At 37.4% G+C, this 19268-nt stretch carries 15 protein-coding genes and 1 pseudogene; 12 read left to right on the top strand and 4 right to left on the bottom strand.

Annotated features, from left to right (window positions below; all coding sequences use genetic code 11):
- Positions 1-654: 654 nt before the first annotated feature.
- The 7 genes from V7127_RS04760 to rlmD all read left to right on the top strand — a co-directional run bounded on the left by V7127_RS04760 (position 655) and on the right by rlmD (position 7566).
- Positions 655-1230: an RNA polymerase sigma factor gene (locus V7127_RS04760; protein WP_335483991.1), complete on the top strand. Its 576-nt coding sequence runs from the start codon at positions 655-657 to the stop codon at positions 1228-1230.
- Entirely contained in the window at positions 1227-1700 is a 474-nt protein-coding gene (locus V7127_RS04765) for a hypothetical protein (protein WP_335354998.1), read from the top strand. Before V7127_RS04760 ends, V7127_RS04765 begins: the two co-directional genes overlap by 4 nt.
- Positions 1697-2779 carry a hypothetical protein gene (locus V7127_RS04770; protein WP_335484019.1) on the top strand — a complete coding sequence of 361 codons (1083 nt, stop codon included), beginning with the start codon at positions 1697-1699 and terminating at the stop codon, positions 2777-2779. Before V7127_RS04765 ends, V7127_RS04770 begins: the two co-directional genes overlap by 4 nt.
- A 280-nt stretch (positions 2780-3059) precedes the next feature.
- Positions 3060-3986 (top strand): hypothetical protein, encoded by a 927-nt coding sequence (locus V7127_RS04775; protein WP_335483993.1) that lies wholly within the window; start codon positions 3060-3062, stop codon positions 3984-3986.
- 447 nt (positions 3987-4433) lie between these two features.
- Positions 4434-5366, top strand: a complete 933-nt coding sequence (locus V7127_RS04780) for a diacylglycerol kinase (protein WP_335343904.1) — start codon at positions 4434-4436, stop codon at positions 5364-5366.
- Between the two features lie 100 nt (positions 5367-5466).
- Positions 5467-5745, top strand: coding sequence for a hypothetical protein (locus V7127_RS04785; RefSeq protein ID WP_335483995.1), 279 nt, complete (start codon positions 5467-5469; stop codon positions 5743-5745).
- 435 nt (positions 5746-6180) lie between these two features.
- A complete protein-coding gene (rlmD, locus tag V7127_RS04790) occupies positions 6181-7566 on the top strand; it encodes a 23S rRNA (uracil(1939)-C(5))-methyltransferase RlmD (protein WP_335483997.1) in 1386 nt (461 codons plus the stop codon).
- Between the two features lie 421 nt (positions 7567-7987).
- On the opposite strand, the gene V7127_RS04795 is transcribed toward rlmD, so the two are convergent.
- Positions 7988-8710: a DUF421 domain-containing protein gene (locus V7127_RS04795; protein ID WP_335483999.1), complete on the bottom strand. Its 723-nt coding sequence runs from the start codon at positions 8708-8710 to the stop codon at positions 7988-7990.
- Positions 8711-8868: 158 nt separating this feature from the next.
- Here V7127_RS04795 and V7127_RS04800 point away from each other — a divergent pair.
- The 4 genes and pseudogenes from V7127_RS04800 to V7127_RS04815 all read left to right on the top strand — a co-directional run.
- Positions 8869-9021: pseudogene (locus tag V7127_RS04800) on the top strand (23S rRNA (uracil(1939)-C(5))-methyltransferase RlmD); the annotation flags it as partial.
- 429 nt (positions 9022-9450) lie between these two features.
- A complete protein-coding gene (locus V7127_RS04805) occupies positions 9451-10305 on the top strand; it encodes a malate synthase (protein WP_335484001.1) in 855 nt (284 codons plus the stop codon).
- A gap of 648 nt (positions 10306-10953) precedes the next feature.
- Entirely contained in the window at positions 10954-11451 is a 498-nt protein-coding gene (locus V7127_RS04810; RefSeq protein WP_335484003.1) for a DUF1456 family protein, read from the top strand.
- A gap of 1 nt (position 11452) precedes the next feature.
- On the top strand, positions 11453-12160 hold the full coding sequence (locus V7127_RS04815) for a M48 family metallopeptidase (protein WP_335484005.1): 708 nt from the start codon (positions 11453-11455) through the stop codon (positions 12158-12160).
- Between the two features lie 314 nt (positions 12161-12474).
- Here V7127_RS04815 and V7127_RS04820 read toward each other — a convergent pair whose 3' ends face one another.
- Both V7127_RS04820 and V7127_RS04825 read right to left on the bottom strand, forming a co-directional pair.
- Positions 12475-13839, bottom strand: coding sequence for an NCS2 family permease (locus V7127_RS04820; protein ID WP_335484007.1), 1365 nt, complete (start codon positions 13837-13839; stop codon positions 12475-12477).
- Positions 13840-13937: 98 nt separating this feature from the next.
- Positions 13938-14948, bottom strand: coding sequence for an aromatic ring-hydroxylating dioxygenase subunit alpha (locus tag V7127_RS04825; RefSeq protein WP_335484009.1), 1011 nt, complete (start codon positions 14946-14948; stop codon positions 13938-13940).
- 793 nt (positions 14949-15741) lie between these two features.
- Between V7127_RS04825 and V7127_RS04830 the strand changes: the two genes are divergently transcribed.
- The gene (locus tag V7127_RS04830) at positions 15742-17709 is read left to right on the top strand and encodes a hypothetical protein (protein WP_335484011.1); all 1968 of its coding nucleotides are present in this window, start codon (positions 15742-15744) and stop codon (positions 17707-17709) included.
- A gap of 833 nt (positions 17710-18542) precedes the next feature.
- On the opposite strand, the gene V7127_RS04835 is transcribed toward V7127_RS04830, so the two are convergent.
- A complete protein-coding gene (locus V7127_RS04835) occupies positions 18543-19184 on the bottom strand; it encodes a WGR domain-containing protein (RefSeq protein WP_335484013.1) in 642 nt (213 codons plus the stop codon).
- Positions 19185-19268 lie beyond the last annotated feature (84 nt).

Consider the following 19268-nt stretch of genomic DNA (forward strand, 5'->3'; position numbering starts at 1 on the left):
CTGTGGGCCGCAACTAACAATCAATGGGCGCGATGAGGGCAGATTAAGAGCGCAACATCCTGTCGCAACGTCTGCACTAGCACGTCCTGTGTGTCGGCCCCCCATTGATTGAAGTTTCACTTTATGGGAAAATAGTGGGTAGGGATTTCCATGCATTTGGTAAAGTAATTAATTTTATCTTACCATGGATTGATTTCTGTTTGTGCGGAAATTTCTGAGATAGGCAAATGTGTGATGTAAATCACTTATATATCATACTAAGAAATGATATCTTTTATATAAAGAGATTTTCACTATTTATATGTGGGAAATATAGTTTAAGGGGGTAGGAGTTTGATGACAGGAGCGATATTTTTTGTGATCGTCCTTACCATTATCGCAATTATTACTACTATTATATTTATTACTAAAGGTGATCCTAATTACAGAAAATCAGCTAAACGGAATACAAGGAATCTCACCGTTATATACGTGATAGCTACCATGCTATCATTATTTGCATTAGTTTTTTATATTTGGCAATTTTAATAAAATACATTTGTCGAAAACGCTTGGGAAGCCAATTTTCTAAGCGTTTTTCTATGCCATTATATTTTTTTAAAAAAAATTACCTTTTTAGTGTAGGGATAGAGCACCTGACTTTCGTCTATTAGGGTGGAAGCTGTCAGAAAGGGGGAGAGAGCGATTAGCGACCAAGTTCTAATCCAAAAAGTAAAAAGCGGCAATCACCATGCATTTCGGCTTTTGGTTGAAAAGTACCGCAATGATTTGTTCCGGACCATCAACGCTGTATTAAGAAACCAAAAAGAAGCGGAAGATGCCACACAAGAAGTTTTTATTAAGATTTACACCTCTCTCTCCCAATATGAAAATCAAGGGTTTAAAACATGGATTACGAGAATTGCAGTAAATCATGCAATTGATGTAAAGAGGAAGCAGAATCGGAGTCAAGAAGATATAATAGATTTGGCGGAAAGAGAAATATTGGGGAATCGATGGGAAAGTGTAGAGGACGAGATTATACATAAAGAAAAAGTTTCCCGTGTTCGTGAAAAGCTCCATGAGCTGCCTGAAAATTATCGAAACGTCATTTACGATTTTTACATTGCGGATAAGACGTATCAGCAAATGGCTGCGGAACAAAATGTTCAAGTGAAGACAATTGAGACGAAGCTTTACCGTGCCCGCAATTGGATGAAGAAGCATTGGAAGGAGGACGATTTTTCATGAGGCATTATTCAATAGAAGAGTGGATGAAATACGTGAAAAATGAATTCGATCAGGACGTCCGTGAGGAGTATGAAAACCATCTTTATACTTGTGACCAATGCTTGGATTTATATCTAGAGGCGGTGACGGTAGCGGAAAGCGAATTGCCGGAGATTGAGAATGAAATTGAATTTACTAATTCAATCATGGCGCAGATAGCTGAGAGTCATCCTCCTTCAGTAAAGGTCGTGAATAAGAGGAAGGAAAGCCGGCCTTTTTATCAAACGGCGATATTTCACTATACAGTCGCAGCGGCCATGACCATTTTACTTATGACAACTGGCGTTTTCCAGTCGATTACACAATATACCGTAAGTGTCCAAACACCAAGCTTCCAGGAAAAAAGAACATCGGTTACAGAAGGAATTGTAGATAAAACCTTCGCCTGGATGGATTCATTAGATAAAGATAGCAAGGAGGCTAATAAATAATGAAAAATCCGATTATCGCGTTTTTATTGGGATTTTTCCCTGGTGGCGGTTTACTTTATTTAGGGAAGATATTTTGGGGTCTTATTTACATGTTCGGGGAGTTTTTCTTGATTGCGATTACCTTTTTCTTTGCCGCACATGGTGAAGGGGACGTCGCTTTCGTGATTGTCATCATTGGAGTGATTCTTTATCTTGTCAATCTAGTTGATACAGGGATTTCGGCATCTAGAATGTTGCATCGCAAGGAAGCAATGCCTGTCGAATCTGGTTCGGCTGGAAGTGAAATGGAGTATGAACGGTTTCGTACGATTTTATTATCCTTTATTCCCGGTGTGGGGCATTTTCAACTCGGCTTAATGAACCGGGGGATTACCTTATTAATTGCGTTTATGGGCTTAGCGATTATGGTGTTTTTTGTGGCGATATTGACCCATAGAGACGAATTCTTGATTTTTTGGGCGATCTTGCCTGTCATTTGGGTGTACGGGTTTTTTGATGCCATTCAGCAATTAAATAAGAAACAGCGCGGTGAACAGCTTGTAGACCGCACCATCTTAGAAGATTTCGAATCCCGAAGAGAGGAAGGGAAGAAAAGTAAAGCCATCGCTACTTTATTTTCCGTTTTCCCTGGAGCTGGCCATCTATATCTTGGCTTACAGCGCCGTGGAATTCAATTAATGGCTGCTTTTCTATTCTCCATCTATATTTTAGACGTATTAAGATTAGGTATTTTCTTATTTTTAATTCCAATTATCTGGTTTTACAGTTTCTTCGATGGCTTACAAAAGGCTTCTAAATATGAAGATGAACCGCTTGAGGACACGCCGATCATTTCCTACTTATTTAATCATCAGAAATGGATCGGCATTGGTCTCGTGCTCCTTGGCCTGTATTATTTAACAACGAATATTCTTCTGCCTGTTCTATCACCAATGCTAATGAATGCGATCAATATTGATATTCGCTATTGGTTCGAGCGCTATTTCCAAACAGCTGTTGTCTGCATCCTCTTAATTGGCGGGGGCTTGAAGCTGCTCACAGGAAAAAAGGAGAAGAAAATAGAAATATCAGAGGAATAGAGTGTCATTGGTGCCCGTTCGTGTGAAAAAATGCGAGGGAAGGGCATCAGATAGCGAGATAGGTTCCCGTTCGCGTGGAAAAAAGCGGAGGAAGGGCATCAGATAGCGAGATTGATGCCTGATCACGTGGAAAAAAGCGAAGGAAGGGAATCAGAAAGCGAGATAGGTGCCCGTTTGCGTGGGAAAATGCGCAGGAAGGGAATCAAAGAGAGGTTCTAGTAACATCTTGCATGAAAGATTAACCCTTCCATATTTTAATAAAGAAAGGTGGTTTTCCAATTTGAGGACCTGGCGTGTTGGAACATTTTCCATGGGGGCATCGCTCCTAATGCTTGGGATCATTCTACTTTTATCACAAATCTTTGGCTACAAGCTTATACATGTGATGATGTCATGGTGGCCGATCATTTTAATTATTCTTGGAATTGAAATATTAGTATTTCTCCTCTTTACAAAACAGGAGAAGCCTTTTTTAAAATATGATTTTCTTAGTATATTCTTTGTAGGCTTTTTAGGGACGGTCGGAATTAGCTTTGCGATTATTAGCTCTACAGGAATTTTGGAAAAACTGAATGATGTTTTACAACGAGAGGAGCGGACCTTTGAGCTCCCAGTCTTTGAACAGAAAATGAGTGACAGCATTAAAAGAGTAGTCGTAAATGCGGAGCATTCCCCTTTTACAATAGAGGGGACGCCCGAGAGCGAATTGGCGATATTTGGTACATACCGCGCTCTTTCAGGAAAAAATGAGGAATTAGTATCCGAATCAGAGGATTATGTGTCCATTAAAGAAAAAGGGGACACCCTTTATGTCAACTTAAAGGGATTGCCAAGTGAAGCTGCCGGGCCATTTGATAGATTTGCAAGTTTATCTGCAACTATTCTCATTCCTAACAACGTAAAACTTGAGGTGAATGGAAACGATAATTCTATTACTCTTAAACCGCGTTCCCTTATGAGTGATTGGGCTGTTGACCGCGCATCTCATCTTTCCTTACAAATTCAGAACTCCAGTGATGTCAAAATCACTGCCACGGGTGTAAAGGAAATTCAGGGTGACCTGGAAAAATGGAATATTACAAAAGAAGCGAAGCAAAATGAATATGGAGATGCGGCCATAAAACAAGCCACGTTCCAAACAGGGGAAGGAAGCCACAAGCTTCAGATATTAAATAGTTATCAGGTGAGTTTAAATTCAGTCGAGTAGCCGTTATGATGAAAATACGGTACCCGGTTAATCTGGGTATCTTTTTCTAATGGTCTGCATCTATTAGTAGTAGAGATCCGGATAAATAAGCTTGTATTGTGGGAATAATGGATTTATCGCAGATTAACGGGCTGTAAGACCCCCCACTTCAGAAGTTGAGTAAAGCAAAATTTCTAAGTGGGGGTTCAACAGCCCGTAAAGGCCCGATTGGTTCAACTAACAATCAGTGGGAGATGAGGCAGAATATGAACGCGATGTCCTGTTGCGATGTGTGCACTAGCATGTACTGAGCGTTGAACCACCCCACTGATTGAAGTTTCACTTTATGTGTTTAGTTCTGTCTTCGGTTTAGGTAAAAAATTGATATGTTGTTGCCTTTTAGATATGATGTTAACTGAATGAGAAAACGGATGATGTAACTTAAAGTTTATTAATAGGATGATGGGTATGAAAAGAGCAAGAATTATTTATAATCCAACTTCCGGTCGGGAAATTTTTAAAAAACATTTGGCGGAAGTATTACAAAAGCTGGAAACAGCAGGTTATGAGACATCTTGCCATGCGACAACAGGACCAGGAGATGCAACAAAGGCTGCACGAATGGCTGTCGAACGTAAATATGACCTTGTCGTGGCTGCAGGGGGAGACGGTACGATTAATGAGGTTGTCAACGGACTGGCAGAACAAGCTTACCGGCCGAAGCTCGGAATCATTCCAGTAGGTACGACTAATGATTTTGCAAGGGCTCTGCATATTCCGAGGGATATTGAAGCGGCAGCAGATATCATCGTTAAAGGTGATAGGATCCCTGTCGACATTGGACGGATTAATGATAAGTATTTTATTAATATTGCCGGCGGTGGCAGGCTGACAGAGCTTACTTATGAAGTGCCAAGCAAGCTGAAAACGATGCTTGGGCAGCTCGCCTATTATTTAAAAGGGATTGAAATGCTTCCATCCATTCGATCAACGGAAGTGAGTATCGAGTATGATGGGAAGCTATTTGAAGGAGAGGCGATGCTTTTCCTTGTTGGGTTAACCAATTCAGTCGGTGGATTTGAAAAGCTCGCTCCAGATTCATCGATTAATGACGGTTTGTTTTCCTTATTAATTTTGAAAAAGACAAACCTAGCTGATTTTATCCGAATTGCTACATTGGCAGTCCGCGGTGAGCATATCAATGATCCGCAAGTTATTTATACGCAGGCTAACCGGATCAAAGTGCAGTCAAGCGAAAAACTGCAGCTAAACCTTGATGGCGAATTCGGCGGATTGCTGCCAGCTGAATTTGTGAATCTTTATCGCCATTTAGAAGTCTTTGTACCGATTGATCAAATCCGTGACGAGGACCGCCCGAGGGATTGGGCAAGTTCCTTATAAGAAAGAGAAGCTCGTTCCGATTGGGGCGGGCTTTTTGCATACTTAGCATATGAAATGTGAAAAACTATAAGAGAATTTTATAAAAGGGGTGATGTTAAACATGAATATTAGTGAAAGGATTGTGAACGAACTGATCGAAAAGATGAATCAAATGAATCAAAACCACAGTGAAAGTGAAATCTTTGTCCCTGGAAAGGGGAAATTCAAGATTATCTTACAGACAGAAAATGAAATATCTATAAACGAAGAGGTAATTGCTGATCCCACATTGGCGGAAAAGTTTGAGAAGAGTCGAGATGCCTATCTTCATCAAAGGTTTATGACATCCAAAGAATTAATAAACAGGATAAAAGAAACGGACTTTAATGATGAGAAATAAAAGAAGAGTCATATGGCCAGAACCTATCTATAAAAACTTTTTACCCTTCAAAGTATTCATTTTACACCGGAAGAAACCCAAGATTTTTTAATAAACCTCGTACTAGAAATTGAAGACATGTTATTAAACCCTATCCTATCTAAATCATATACTGAGGAATTTGGAAGATTCATTGGTATCTCTAGAGTTATTGTCAGGAAGTTTTGTATTTATAATGAGTTTCATGGCTCTGACATTGTTATATTGAACATTAAATTCCCAGGTGAATACTCCGGTTAATTTCTTACCTAATTTTCTTCGTTTGCTAATGTCCCTCAAAAAACTAATAACAGTATCCTCTTTTGTTTCTAACACAAAAGATTCATCAGTATTTCGTATTCCCCCAATAATATGATACAATTTCCCTTATTAATGCTGAAAAAAAGGAAGAAACGAATGAGCAAAACATTACCAGTACAAAAAAACGATTATATAGATGTGATTTTTGAAGATTTAACTCATGATGGGGCTGGGGTAGCTAAGGTTGAGGGCTATCCGTTATTTATTCCGAACGGGCTTCCCGGTGAAAAGGCAAAAGTTAAAGTAATTAAGGTGAATAAAGGCTATGGATTCGGCCGGATTGTTGAAATGTATGAAAAAAGCCCATATCGGGTTGAGGCGGCATGCCCTATTTACAAAGAATGCGGCGGATGCCAGCTTCAACACTTAAGCTATGAAGGGCAGCTGAAAGCGAAGGAAAAGCAAGTTAGGGACGTGCTAGAGCGGATTGGAAAACTCGAAAATGTTAAGGTTCACCCTGTCTTAGGCATGAAAGAGCCTTGGCGCTATCGCAATAAGGCCCAGGTTCCGGTTGGCGAGCAAGAGGGAGGCCTCATCGGCGGCTTTTATCAGCAGCGTACCCATCAAATTATTGATATGAAAGAATGCATCATTCAGCAGGAAAAAAATGATGAAGTTGTTCAGACTGTAATTGATATCTGCAGTCGTTACGGTGTTCGTGCATACAATGAGGGCAAGCATAAAGGAGATCTACGCCATATTATGGCCCGACACGGTCTCGTAACTGGAGAAGTAATGGTTGTGCTCATTACCAGAACGAATGACCTTCCGAATAAAAATAAGATTGTAGAGGAAATTGCTTCACGAATAAAAGGCATCAAATCCATTGTTCACAACGTCAACTCAAAGAAAACGAATGTCATCTTTGGTGACCATACCAAGGTTCTTTGGGGTGAGGAAGTCATCTATGATTTCATCGGAGATATTAAATTTGCAATCTCTGCCCGTTCCTTTTATCAAGTCAACCCAGAGCAGACAAAGGTTCTATATGATAAAGCGTTGCAATACGCAGATTTAAGCGGTGAAGAAAACGTGATTGACGCTTATTGTGGGATCGGAACCATTTCTTTATTCCTTGCTCAAAAGGCTAAGAAGGTTTTCGGTGTCGAAATTGTGCCGGAAGCAATTGAGGATGCAAAGCGGAATGCGGAACTCAATGGGATTACTAATGCAGAGTTTGCTGTTGGGGAAGCGGAAGTGGTGATACCTAAATGGTATGAGCAGGGCAATTCTGCAGATGTGTTAGTCGTTGATCCTCCACGAAAGGGCTGCGATGAAGCACTTTTGAACACAATTATTGAAATGAGGCCGAAGAAAGTCGTTTATGTCAGCTGCAATCCGGGGACGTTGGCGAGAGATTTGCGGATACTGGAGGATGGCGGGTATAAGACAGTGGAAGTGCAGCCGGTGGATATGTTTCCGCAGACGATGCATTGTGAGGCGGTTGCTAAATTAGTTATGAAAAAAGAACCAGAAGCCTAATGGTTTTAGGTTCTTTTGGGATTGGGACAGAATGTAAATTAAATGAACATAAAGCAAGATGAGCTATATCATAAGTAAATGAGGTTTTTGCTAATTTGTAAATGTAGGTTGTCTCAATGCAACTCTTTAGAGGCAGCCTATTTATTTAAAGTAAAGGCATGTGCCTTGCTTAGGATTAATACGGAAATGAACAGCTTCTGATGGTGGCCTTGGCTGGAGAAGCATAGCCATAAACCCTTTCATCAAGAATCCCCTAAAATCAGCTGCTAAATAACCGCAACTGTTCCTTGGTGAAAGCAATGAAGATTGGAAACACATTCTTGCAAAAAAATTGAGGGAATTGGGGCAAGCAAAAGTACGCTGAAAAGGACAAAAAAGTTTTATAAGTGAGTGCATCTAAATCCTTATTAAGCTAATAAAATCATTCAATGCCATATTTCCCATGAGTTTCTTTATTGGTACTGCTTTTTTTAGAAATATACAGTTTTTTAGTATTATCTAATCCAGCATAAAAAACCTCTGAATAATCTTTGATATTTTGCTTAGTCAGTGCAGATGTTAGCCAGTCTTTATCTAATCCAGCACTTGTTAAGTTTTCCTCCATTATCTTCCCATCAATGATTATATCCTTTTCAAGACCTGTACTTGCTGTTTGAATGTTCATATGATAGGGAGTAAGTGGTTTTTTATCTGATTTGGGTAACACAGAAAAATTCCCATCTGTTTCCATTATAGCGAATTCTACGTCTGCCACGTTAAAGGCATCTTTTTCTCTTAATTTCATCTTTAATTCATTTATGGTCAATTTCATTTTCTTCATATTTTCATCCACAATGGTCCCATTTTCAATTAAAGTTACCGGTTCAGAATTGATTAGCTTCCTAAATGTGAAGCTTTTCATGTTTAAGTATCCGGTAAATATAGTTAATACGGAAAATAAAACCAATGCGGTAGTAGCTGATAGTGTAGCAAAATGCTTATCTATGACAGCATTTGCGACTAATGAACCCAATGAAACACCCATAATAAAATCAAAAAAGTCCATTTTTGATATAAGTTTTCTGCCTATTTTTCGGGTTAAAAATAATGCTAAAATATATATTAAAATACCTTTTAGTATTGTAATGAAGAAAATCTTTTCCATATATGTTTAACCTCTCTTATATTTTATTAACGTATATTGATAGTAGTATTAGTGGGAATTAACAGGATATTCATTTGTTCAATCGACATTTTATTAAAAATAAAGGAAAGGCATACTAATTGAGAAGTACCAGGGTTGATCGACATTTAGAGTAAATCTGTAATCCGGGGACATTGGCAAGAGACTTGCGGATATTGGAAGATGGCGGGTATATGGCAGTGGAAGTGCAGCCGGTGGATATGTTTCCGCAAACGATGCATGTAGAGGTAGTATCGCAGATAGTTTTAAAAGAAAAAGCAGGTTCCCGATAAGGGATAAGGGTTAGATAAGAGTTTAATCGTGGAATCAATCCACTTATCACCGGTAATAACAAGTGGTTATTTATAGGGGCCTTCTAGAAGTTTCGCGACTTTTGGGAGGCCTTTATTTCATAGCTATTTCAAGCAAGTACAGAGAATAAAATTTCATTTTACCTCACAATAAAATGTGTTGTCAATAAGAAAGTTTGTAATATTTTCAAGAAATGTTATAATAGTCTTATAATTGTTTTTTAAATCGTATTCCGAATTCTGCTGTGTTTTTTTGCAGATAGAATTATGGATACGTTTTTTTAATATCCTTTTTTAAACCGAAGGAAAATCAAACAGTCGTGTGAGCTTTAAAGGAAGTTAGTTGAATAAAATTATCAATTTACTATCTAATAGTAACCGAGTTTTTATTCTACAAGGAGGACTAGAATAATGAATCTAATCAATAAGAAAGTTACACACAAGCGTTTTGGCATGGGGAGTATAGTTAATCATAATGATTCTAGTATTGAAATACATTTCGCATCGGAAAATAAAAAGTTTGTTTTCCCCGATGTATTTGGGAAACACTTAACACTACATGATAAAAGTATTGCTAATTCACTAGAAAAAATAATACAAAAAAAGGAAATGGAACGAAAGGAGGAAGAATGGAAGAAGGAAGAGGAAAAAAAGCTACAACAAAAAAACCAGGAACTTCGTTTGGAACATGAAAAATTGATGAAAAATCATAAACTTCATCCCGAATCACAAATGGTATTTTGGTGTGACACAGAAGAACAGAATAGTTCTTTTTCGGAGTGGAAGGTTTTTTCAGGCTTAATAAAAAGTGGTAATAACAAGGGGAAGCCAAACAAACCCATCCGCTTGCACCAAAATAGCGTTGTCCTGTTAACGGCAATAGATCCAAGCATGCCTGAAAAAGACAGACGTATCTTAGGTGTCTATATGGTGAATGAAAATTTTATCGGTAAGCTTTGTGAAGATGGATATATTCCTGCTCATTCAAAATACAGACTCCAACTTACAGAACAGGAATCGGATCAGATGCTTTTTTGGAAGTATTATGTAAATGAAAAATTCCCCCACAAAATGACATGGAATACAGGTAAATATCGTTATTTTGATAATTTATGGATGGCTCAAATTTTGCTTGATATAGTTTCATTGAAAAGTGACCCAAAGGAACGAGAGCTGGGACAACAATTTTTTGAACATTTTTGTAAAATGAATCAGATAACAAATCAAGAGTTACCAAGGCCTAATGGCGCACTTATGCGTATTTAGACGTTAGCCCATTGATAATAAGAATGACAGGGGACTGACACATTTTTCCCACCCTTCACTAATGGCGAACAGTGCCTGGCTATTGTGAAGCGGTCGCGGGGTTGGGTTGGTATAATAGAAAAGCAGTTGATATAGAAAAATCTATACCAACTGCTTTTTTGTTTTTAAAAATACTATACAGGGCCGATTTCATTTTACCTGACCATTCAACAATACTTCTAATATTCATCGTATTATCGGTATTTTACTGCAACTTCTTTTATTGGGTCAACTTCTAGTGTTAATTAAAACATTTACTTTAGATAATCAGAATCCCCTAAAATCTTCTTTTCCTCACTTATCGAATGGTAGTTCTATCAAAACGTATTTTTTAGTAAACCGGATGTAAATGATCAACCAAAATACGATAAAAACAAGCGAGGCACATATAAAGCCTGTAACCTTCACCACCCGTCATGTGTTGCACATACACTACGAGCATTTGTGAGGCGGTTGTAAAGATAATTTTAAATGTAGGCAACTAACCCATGGGAGTTTCCTATTATTTTTTGAAATTAGATTTACGATGAGGTAGTATGATATTTATCAATTGGTCAGTACCTTTGTCGGAACAAAGGATTGACACTATTTTTAATATGGAGGTCTATTGTGGATAATAACGATATATTAATCCGATTGAGATACGCGCTGGAAATTAAAAATAAAGAAATGGCAGAGATCTTTAAACTTGGGGGAGTGGATGTAACGGTGCCAGAAGTAATAAAGATTCTCACAAAATCAGACGAAGATGATGACGAAAATGACGATCAAATCAAATGTAATAACAGTATGTTAGATTCATTTTTAAATGGTTTTATTATTTATAAAAGAGGAAGGCAAGAGCCGAAACCAGGGCAGTCTGCTACGCCAGAACCGTCTGTAAATAAAAGTGCAAATGTTAATAATCTCCTGTTAAAGAAAGTAAAAATAGCATTAGCATTAACGACTGAGGATATGCTGGATATATTCGATAATGCAGGAATCACCGTTACAAAAGGAGAACTAGGCGCTTTATTAAGAAAAGAAGGACATAAGAATTATAAGGAGTGCGGAGATAAATATGCCAGGAATTTCTTAAAAGGATTGGCGATCAAATACAGGGGATAACATGATACATACATACTTAGGTGAGACAATACGTTTGGAAATCAAGTACAAAAATCGTACCTCTATAGGAATGACAATAGATAGTTATGGAAATGTTGAAGTTCAGGCGCCGAAAGGGACACCTGATGATAGAGTGATTCAATTAGTAGAAGAAAAATGGGATCTAATACAGCAAAAATTAAACGAAATGAAGGATAGGCTGCTGGGAACACAGAAAAGGGTCTATGACTATGGAGAGAGTTTTCTTTATTTAGGAAACCATTATCCTATACAGATCTTCCAAGATATTAATATTACGCAAGAAAATGTAGTGTTTGAAAATGGTAAGCTCCATATTTATGTAAAGGAGCCTGACACTGAAAAAATAAAACAAGCATTGAAACGATTTTATTACCAGCAGTGTAAGGCTTTAGTGGAAAAGAGCATTTCCACTTATCAAAGCAACTTCAAAACAAAACCACGTTCTATTCGTATTTCGGATAGCAAAACGACTTGGGGAACCTGTGATTCAAAGCTGCAGTTAACATTTAATTGGAGACTGGCAATGGCACCTCGGGAGGTCATTGACTATGTAGTCGTTCACGAAATGTGCCATATGGTTCATCTGAATCACGACCGATCCTTCTGGCGCCTTGTTGGAAAAATAATGCCTGACTATAAGGAAAAGGAAAACTGGCTGACTTTATCAAGTTGGCAAATGAATGTTTAGTTGTCTCGAAACGAGTGCCGAAGTACAAATTTAACAAAAAGACATATTCTCATTAATAAATTCATCATCGACTTTGAAACACACTACTACATTTATATTATCTTCCATCACCACCTAAGTCATTGTGAAGAGGTTGCAAAGATAATTTTAGTTGATAGAAGAAGCTCAAAGCCTTAATGGCTTGGCTTCTATGTAAAATAAATATTCCGGGTCAGTTAATTACTGTGATAAAGCAGTGGGGGACTGACCCGCTTTTTATACATTCTTGTAAATATATGCCTTCAATAACAATCAGTGTATCAAAATTTTAGAATTTACTTCACAAGGAAGTGGATTAAGAATGCAATGGTGATAAAGTACATCATCCAGTGAAGCTCTTTGGCACGCCCTGTGAGGAGCTTCAAGATCGTATAAGAGACAAAGCCGAATGCCAAACCTTCAGCTGTGCTTACAGTTAACGGCATCATAATCATCGTAAGGAATGCAGGTACAATTTCTGTATAGTCATCAAATTTGATGTACTGCACCTCTGTCAACATTAGAACCCCAACCATGATCAAGATGGGAGCAGTTGCTACAGTTGGTATGAGTGTGACAAATGGCGTGAAGAAGAGGGCAGCGAAGAAAAGGATCGCTACAGTCAGCGCATTTAACCCGGTTTTACCTCCTTCGGCAATCCCAGCCGCACTTTCGATGTATGCACACGTAGCAGTGGAACCCATAGATGCGCTGGCCATTGTGGCAACTGCATCCGCTGTTAATGCCCTGTTGATGTTTTTAATATCTCCATCGTTTTTCATTAATCCTGAAACTTTCCCTAAACCGACCAGTGTTCCTAGGTTTTCGAATAATTCGACAATTGTGAAGGTAAAAATGATCGAAAAAAGACCGTAGCTTAGAGCTCCTAAAATATCCATTTGCAAGAACGTGTCAGCCAGGCTTGGGAAAGAGAGTGAGACAATATCTCCAATCCCTTGTGGTACTGGAGCCTCTCCAAATATCATCGCTAATGCAGTAATACCAATAATACTGATCAAAAAGGCGCCCTTTACCCGCTTAGCAGTCAACACTGCTGCTATAATTAACCCAACTATCGCGAGCAGTGGTCCACTTGACTTGATATTGCCAAGTGCAACATATGTTTCCTCATTTGCGATAATAATTCCTGATCCTTGTAACCCAATGTATGCGATCATCAGCCCTATACCAACCCCAATGGCAGAACGAAGGGTGGGAGGAATGGCAGTGATTAATTTTTTTCGGATGCCGGTAATTGTAAGTATTAAAAAGGCGATACCTGAAATAAACACGGCACCTAAAGCTGTTTGCCAAGACAATCCTTCACCTATGACAACCGTATAAGTGAAAAAGACGTTTAATCCCATTGCAGGGGCGACCGCAATCGGAAGATTCGCCCAGAAGGCATATAAAATTGTACCAATGATACTAGCGTAAATAGTGGCAGCTACTGCAGCTTCCAATGGAATACCCGCATCCGCTAAAATGGATGGGTTGACAAAAATGATATAAGCCATTGTGACGAAGGTCGTAATACCAGTTAAAATTTCTGTTTTTACATTCGTATTTCGCTCCGAAAGTCGAAAGCGGCGCTCCAACCAAGAGTCTCGGCCAACAGGCTTCATATTATGTGGATTATTTATTTGAGTTTGTCCCGACATAAGATCCTCCTTCGTTGATAATATTTAGACGAACTCATTTTAGTCCAATTGAATCGTGGGGGACGGCTCCGTAACAATGTTTTCGTACCTGTTATTCTTTACGCTGTCCCAAAAGTCAAACCAATTTCATTCAATAATTTACGATAGGCGATACTCATTCTATCCGATTTCAGATGCAACTCCGCTTGGAGGTCTAGAGGCAACAGTTCCGGCTTTTGAGCTTCAATAATGGCTTTATCTTGTAAAAGCAAAGTATTTTGGAAATCAATAAAAACATGATCAGGTAGATGAAGGTCATAATTACGAGAGACAATTGCATAGGCAATGCTTTGCTTTTCATTAGTTGGTTGAATAATCCATACCATGCTAAACACCTGTTGTGTTTCATTGTCTATTTTGTTGAGACGGGCAACTAGTGGGGCAAGAACTTCGTACGTGTAATTGCTGTTAATGGGGGTGCCTCGGCCATCGGGATCAGGTTGATAAACTACAATTTCTTCGGATATTAGACGATTTTCTATACGCTTTACATGGTAATCGTTAATTACTGTATGACTTGGGTCACCTAGTAATCCTTCATGTACAAACATGAAATGGGAAGCGTCCAGGAAATTTTCCACAACGCGCGGTGCTGCTGCAACGATAGGATATGGTCCACATATGACCGATTTGTAATCGTGATCAGTGAACATGGGATGGTCCACTAAAGGGTTAGCGGGCTGTCCAAGACATATCCAGATAAGTCCAAGTGCTTCCTGACAATGATACGAGATCGCTTTTGCCTTTTTGGGGATGCTCTGTTTGGCTTCTTGAGCAGGGATTCGTACACAAGATCCGCAAGCACTATATTCCCATCCGTGATATGCGCAAACGAGACGATTCTCCTTCACTTTTCCCATTGAAAGCGGAACACCCCTGTGGATACACAGATCGCGGAAGGCAACAACTTTTCCTTCCAATCTTACAATTACGATTTTTTCCCCTAATAATTCTACTTGTTCAGGTTGATCTAACAAATCCGTAGCTTTGTAAACAGGAAGCCACTCATTCACCAATACAGGGTCCTTCTCCATCAAATGTGGCAGGACGGGTACGTTTTTTGTTGTCATTTCTTAAATTTTCCTTCCCTTCATCTTTTTTTCGCTATTTTTTTTCTTTGACAGTGAAAACTTGTCTATTTCTTTACATCACAACCACCTCCCAATAAAATAAAACCTGATAACAGCTTTTCCAGAGTAGGGGATAGCAGACAGTAAAAAGAAACGATCCCCCAAGCAAATAAGCTATGTGCAATGCCACGTTACCCAGTTGTTTCATTTACATAAGAAGTAATGCCAAAGGATCTTCGTCAGATAAAAGACCGATGTTCATCAATGTCCGGCAATAAGGACCCGATCGTAATGCCTAAAACATAGCTATGTAAAAGGGATATGGAAACGCAATGGAAATTCCAGCACCTATTGTCAATGAACTTATGATATGGGGTTATAACCCAAATAAACCAGGCCCCCATTATTTTTTATTAATGGATATGTTTGGGTATTTAAGAATATAACAACTAGATCACTTTCTTGAGGACCACATTGGTATTAAGGTTACTGCGAAAGTATTGTGATCACCAGAAACAGGCAGTAGCCCCTCAAATTACTTTTTTGGGACTTTTTTATCAATACAAAAATCAACATTTTTCGCAGTGTATCTTAATATAATTTAATAAGATGACAGAGAAATTCCCCCTTTCAAAACTCTCTTTCTACTATTAAATCTATTGAAAAATGGAATATTTTATCATATATTTTAGACAAGCATTACGATGATAAAATATTCGGAAAATAGGAATGAGGGAGGGTATAGAAATATTTATTATTGAATTCACTAAACGTTAGGGGGATTTGAAATCGGATGATTAAGAAAATACTATTTGTTCTAGTGGCGGTATCCATGCTTTTGGGTAGTGCGGTTGTATTTGGTCAAAAAGCAGATGATATTAAATGGGTTAAGGAACCAACTATAATAGACTCTGAGGGTAAGAAAATAGACATCATAGGTGATTTAGAAGTACCAGATAGTTACAAAGGAAATACGAAAGTAAGTTTAGAGGTAAATGGCTTTCATGTAAACCTAGACAAAAATGGATCTTTTACAAAATCAATATTTAAATCATCTGAAATAGATATAAAGGTCTTTACCGGAAAAAATGAAATCGTAAAACTAGCAAAAACAATAAAGTATGTAATGGATAAGAGCCGTGTTAATGAGGCGATAAGACTAATAGATGAGCTGCCAAATGTTGTTGAATTAGCATTAGATGATAAAGATATGGTAGAAGCAGCAAGAAAATATTATGATGCATTGACACCTGAAGAAAAAGAATTAGTGACCAACTTGAAAAAATTAGAGGAATTAGAAAATAGAATAAAAGATTTATTTTTACTTGAATTGATTCAAGAGGCAGAAGGAGTCATAAAATCTTTACCATCATTTGAAGATATAAGAATAAAAGATAAGGAAGCAGTATTAGCTGCCATGACCAAGGTGGCAAAAGTGAAAGAAAAGGATCCAAATGCTCATATTTCAGGCGAAGAATTATTAGGGGCATTATTAGAAAAAATACAATATCTAGAGAAGGAGGCAGCAAATAATTATTTCTTCCCAGCAATATATATGCCTTCACCTACATCACTAGAAACATTTGCGAATTCTGAAATTTTATTCGAAGGTTATGTAACAAATGTAAAATATCTTGAAAAAATCCTTATTCAAGATCAAGAAGCAGATGTTGTATATGAAGAAAATGCAGAAGTAAAAAGCAATGGAAGTGCTGTTTATAAAGGACCTGCATATAAATTCAGAAAACTCCTTACATTAGAAGATAATTCACATGCTATTAGTGTAAATGTTATTTCGCAATCAGGAAAAAGTGGCAGTATTGCAAGAAGGTTCTATGTTGATACCACACCTCCAGAATTAAATATAGTGGTAAAAGAAAGAGAAGCTTCTTCAGATACAGCCCAACTCGAAATTAACATGAAGGATAGGTTCAGTTATTTAGAACTGTATGAATTTGATAGTCATATTCAGCAATACGAAGGTAACTATAGTTCTGAAATTAGCAAAACTTTAGAATGGCCTGTAAACTTGGAAATTGGTGAAAATGTATTTACGTATATGCTTAAAGACGGAGCTGGGAACACAACTGTTAAAGAAATAACTATTGTAAGAGACGAACCAGCGCCAATAGTCAAAGGGAAAGTACAAATAAGTCTATATAAAGATTCTACTTCTACTTCAAATAAAATACCATTTGAAAATATTAAAGGATCATTCTATCTTAAGAATAAAGTAACAGGGAAAGAATATAGAGATGGAAGTACCCCTTGGAATGGCACGGAACGTTACGTTATGAATGATATTCCAGTAGGAGAATATACAATCCACTTTGATGCACCTGAAGGAATGTATACGCATGAGATTCAACTTGGTGATTCCTATAAAGAAACATTGTATGATGAAGATAGCAACCCATTAATTGTAGTTGATAGAGGCACTACAGCTAATTATGTGAAAATCGTAATCAAAACAAATGTTACGCTAAAAGAAATTAAACCACTAGATCCACTTTATTTTTCAAAAGATATTACATTTGAACAATTTATGGCCGGATTACCTAATAAAGTAACCATAGTCGATACTGAAGATAAAGAGCACGAAGTTGAAATAAGCTGGAAGATTAATAAATTTAGTTTTGATTCTTGGAAAAAACCAGGTGAATTCACTTTATTTAGTAACCTCTTTACTTTACCAATAAATGTTTCCAATACAGAACCGGCAACTAGATTGGAAGTAACGGTAAAGGTAAGCTTTCAGTAGATTCGCGAAAAAGTATTTGCTCATATGTATCTTAAATTATTCAGATCTAATTTGTCTCAAGCGTACCCTTCCACTGGGTACGTTTTTTTACAATCTAAAAACAAATGTGTGTTATAGTGTCCGATAAAAGTTTACGCGTGCCAAAATAGGTTTGGAAAAACCTAAAAATAGAGGCTCATACCTCCAAAAAAGAAGCAGAAGAACCGTCCCCGTGCTTCCAAGGAAAAGGAAAACTGGCTGACCTTATCAAGTTGGAAAATGAATATTTAGTTGTCTCGAAACGAGTACGAAGTGCAAATTTAACAAAAAGATATTTTTTCTCATTAATAAATTGATCATCGACTTTGAAAAACACTATTACATTTATATTATCTGCCTTCACCACCTAATTCATTGTGAAGAGGTTGCAAAGATTATTTTAGTTGATAGAAGAGGCTCAAACCCTTAATGGTTGGGCTTTTTTTGTTTTGTTTATTCTCAAAATTATTCTTGTGAAACATCTATGGAATAAGACTTTTCGAGGCGTGACAGGCACAATATCTAATGCAAAACTCATTATTGAATTATTCTAGTGTGTACTATGGAATGGTAGAATCGTATTTATAGTGAATCTCTGGAATTGGAGAATTGAAATATGGATTATAAAGACACAATTACTGTTGAATAGGAGAAAGTCGAAGGAAAGTGGCTGATCTAGGATAGGCAGTAGCATTAAATTTTGAGAAAAAATTACCAATTCCCCATGTGTTGCCACATATAATCTGGATATGAGGTGCATCTCAGCTTATCTCAAAATATTAAGATAGTCTAAAAAGAATTCTTTGTTTCTTCACTCAATATTCATAATGTGAAGCGGAGATCATTTGATTCAACCATTCTTTTTTTGCTTGTACCTTCTTGGAATTATCCAATAGATGGATTTTGCCTATTTGATTTCCAAACACAACAGGAATAACAGAATAAAATTGATTGGACAGATGAATAACATCTGTGTTGCCATTATGTATCTTCTCTTCAATTTCAGTTAGTATTTGAATCCCTCTATAAAGCTGAATCTCTGAAAGTTTCCCCAATTGGGTACGAATAGAAAAAATGAGGGATTGGGAAATCGGGTGAGTTGTTTTTCTTTGAAAGGGAGCTCTGATTGGTATGAGAGAAGATTCGTCCCATTCTTCATCTATCACAATTAATTCATACCCTTTTTTCCGTTTAGAAGAAAGAATCTTTTCAAATGCATTCTTAGCTTCTAAGCGAGTTAGAAAATATCTCTCTTGATTTCTTGGAGAATTTCCCATCCGTCCGTATTCAGTATAAATGCGGTAAGAGTATTCTCCTACCCCTTCCTGAAATTCTATAATATAAAATTTATTGGAGTTAGCTTGGATTGAAGCATAATTTAGTACAACTCGTTGTTCTACTTCCTTCAACGCAAATAAAGGGGTGTCGTTCGTATAAAGAGAAATTGCTTTTGTCATAAGAATTCCTTCCGGTTTTAGCATGTTAAATGATTTTTTATAATGTATTGAATATCGGTTAATTTAATCTACCATATTATATAT

It is taken from the genome of Bacillus sp. JJ1773, from assembly GCF_036962035.1.
GTDB lineage: Bacteria > Bacillota > Bacilli > Bacillales > Cytobacillaceae > Cytobacillus.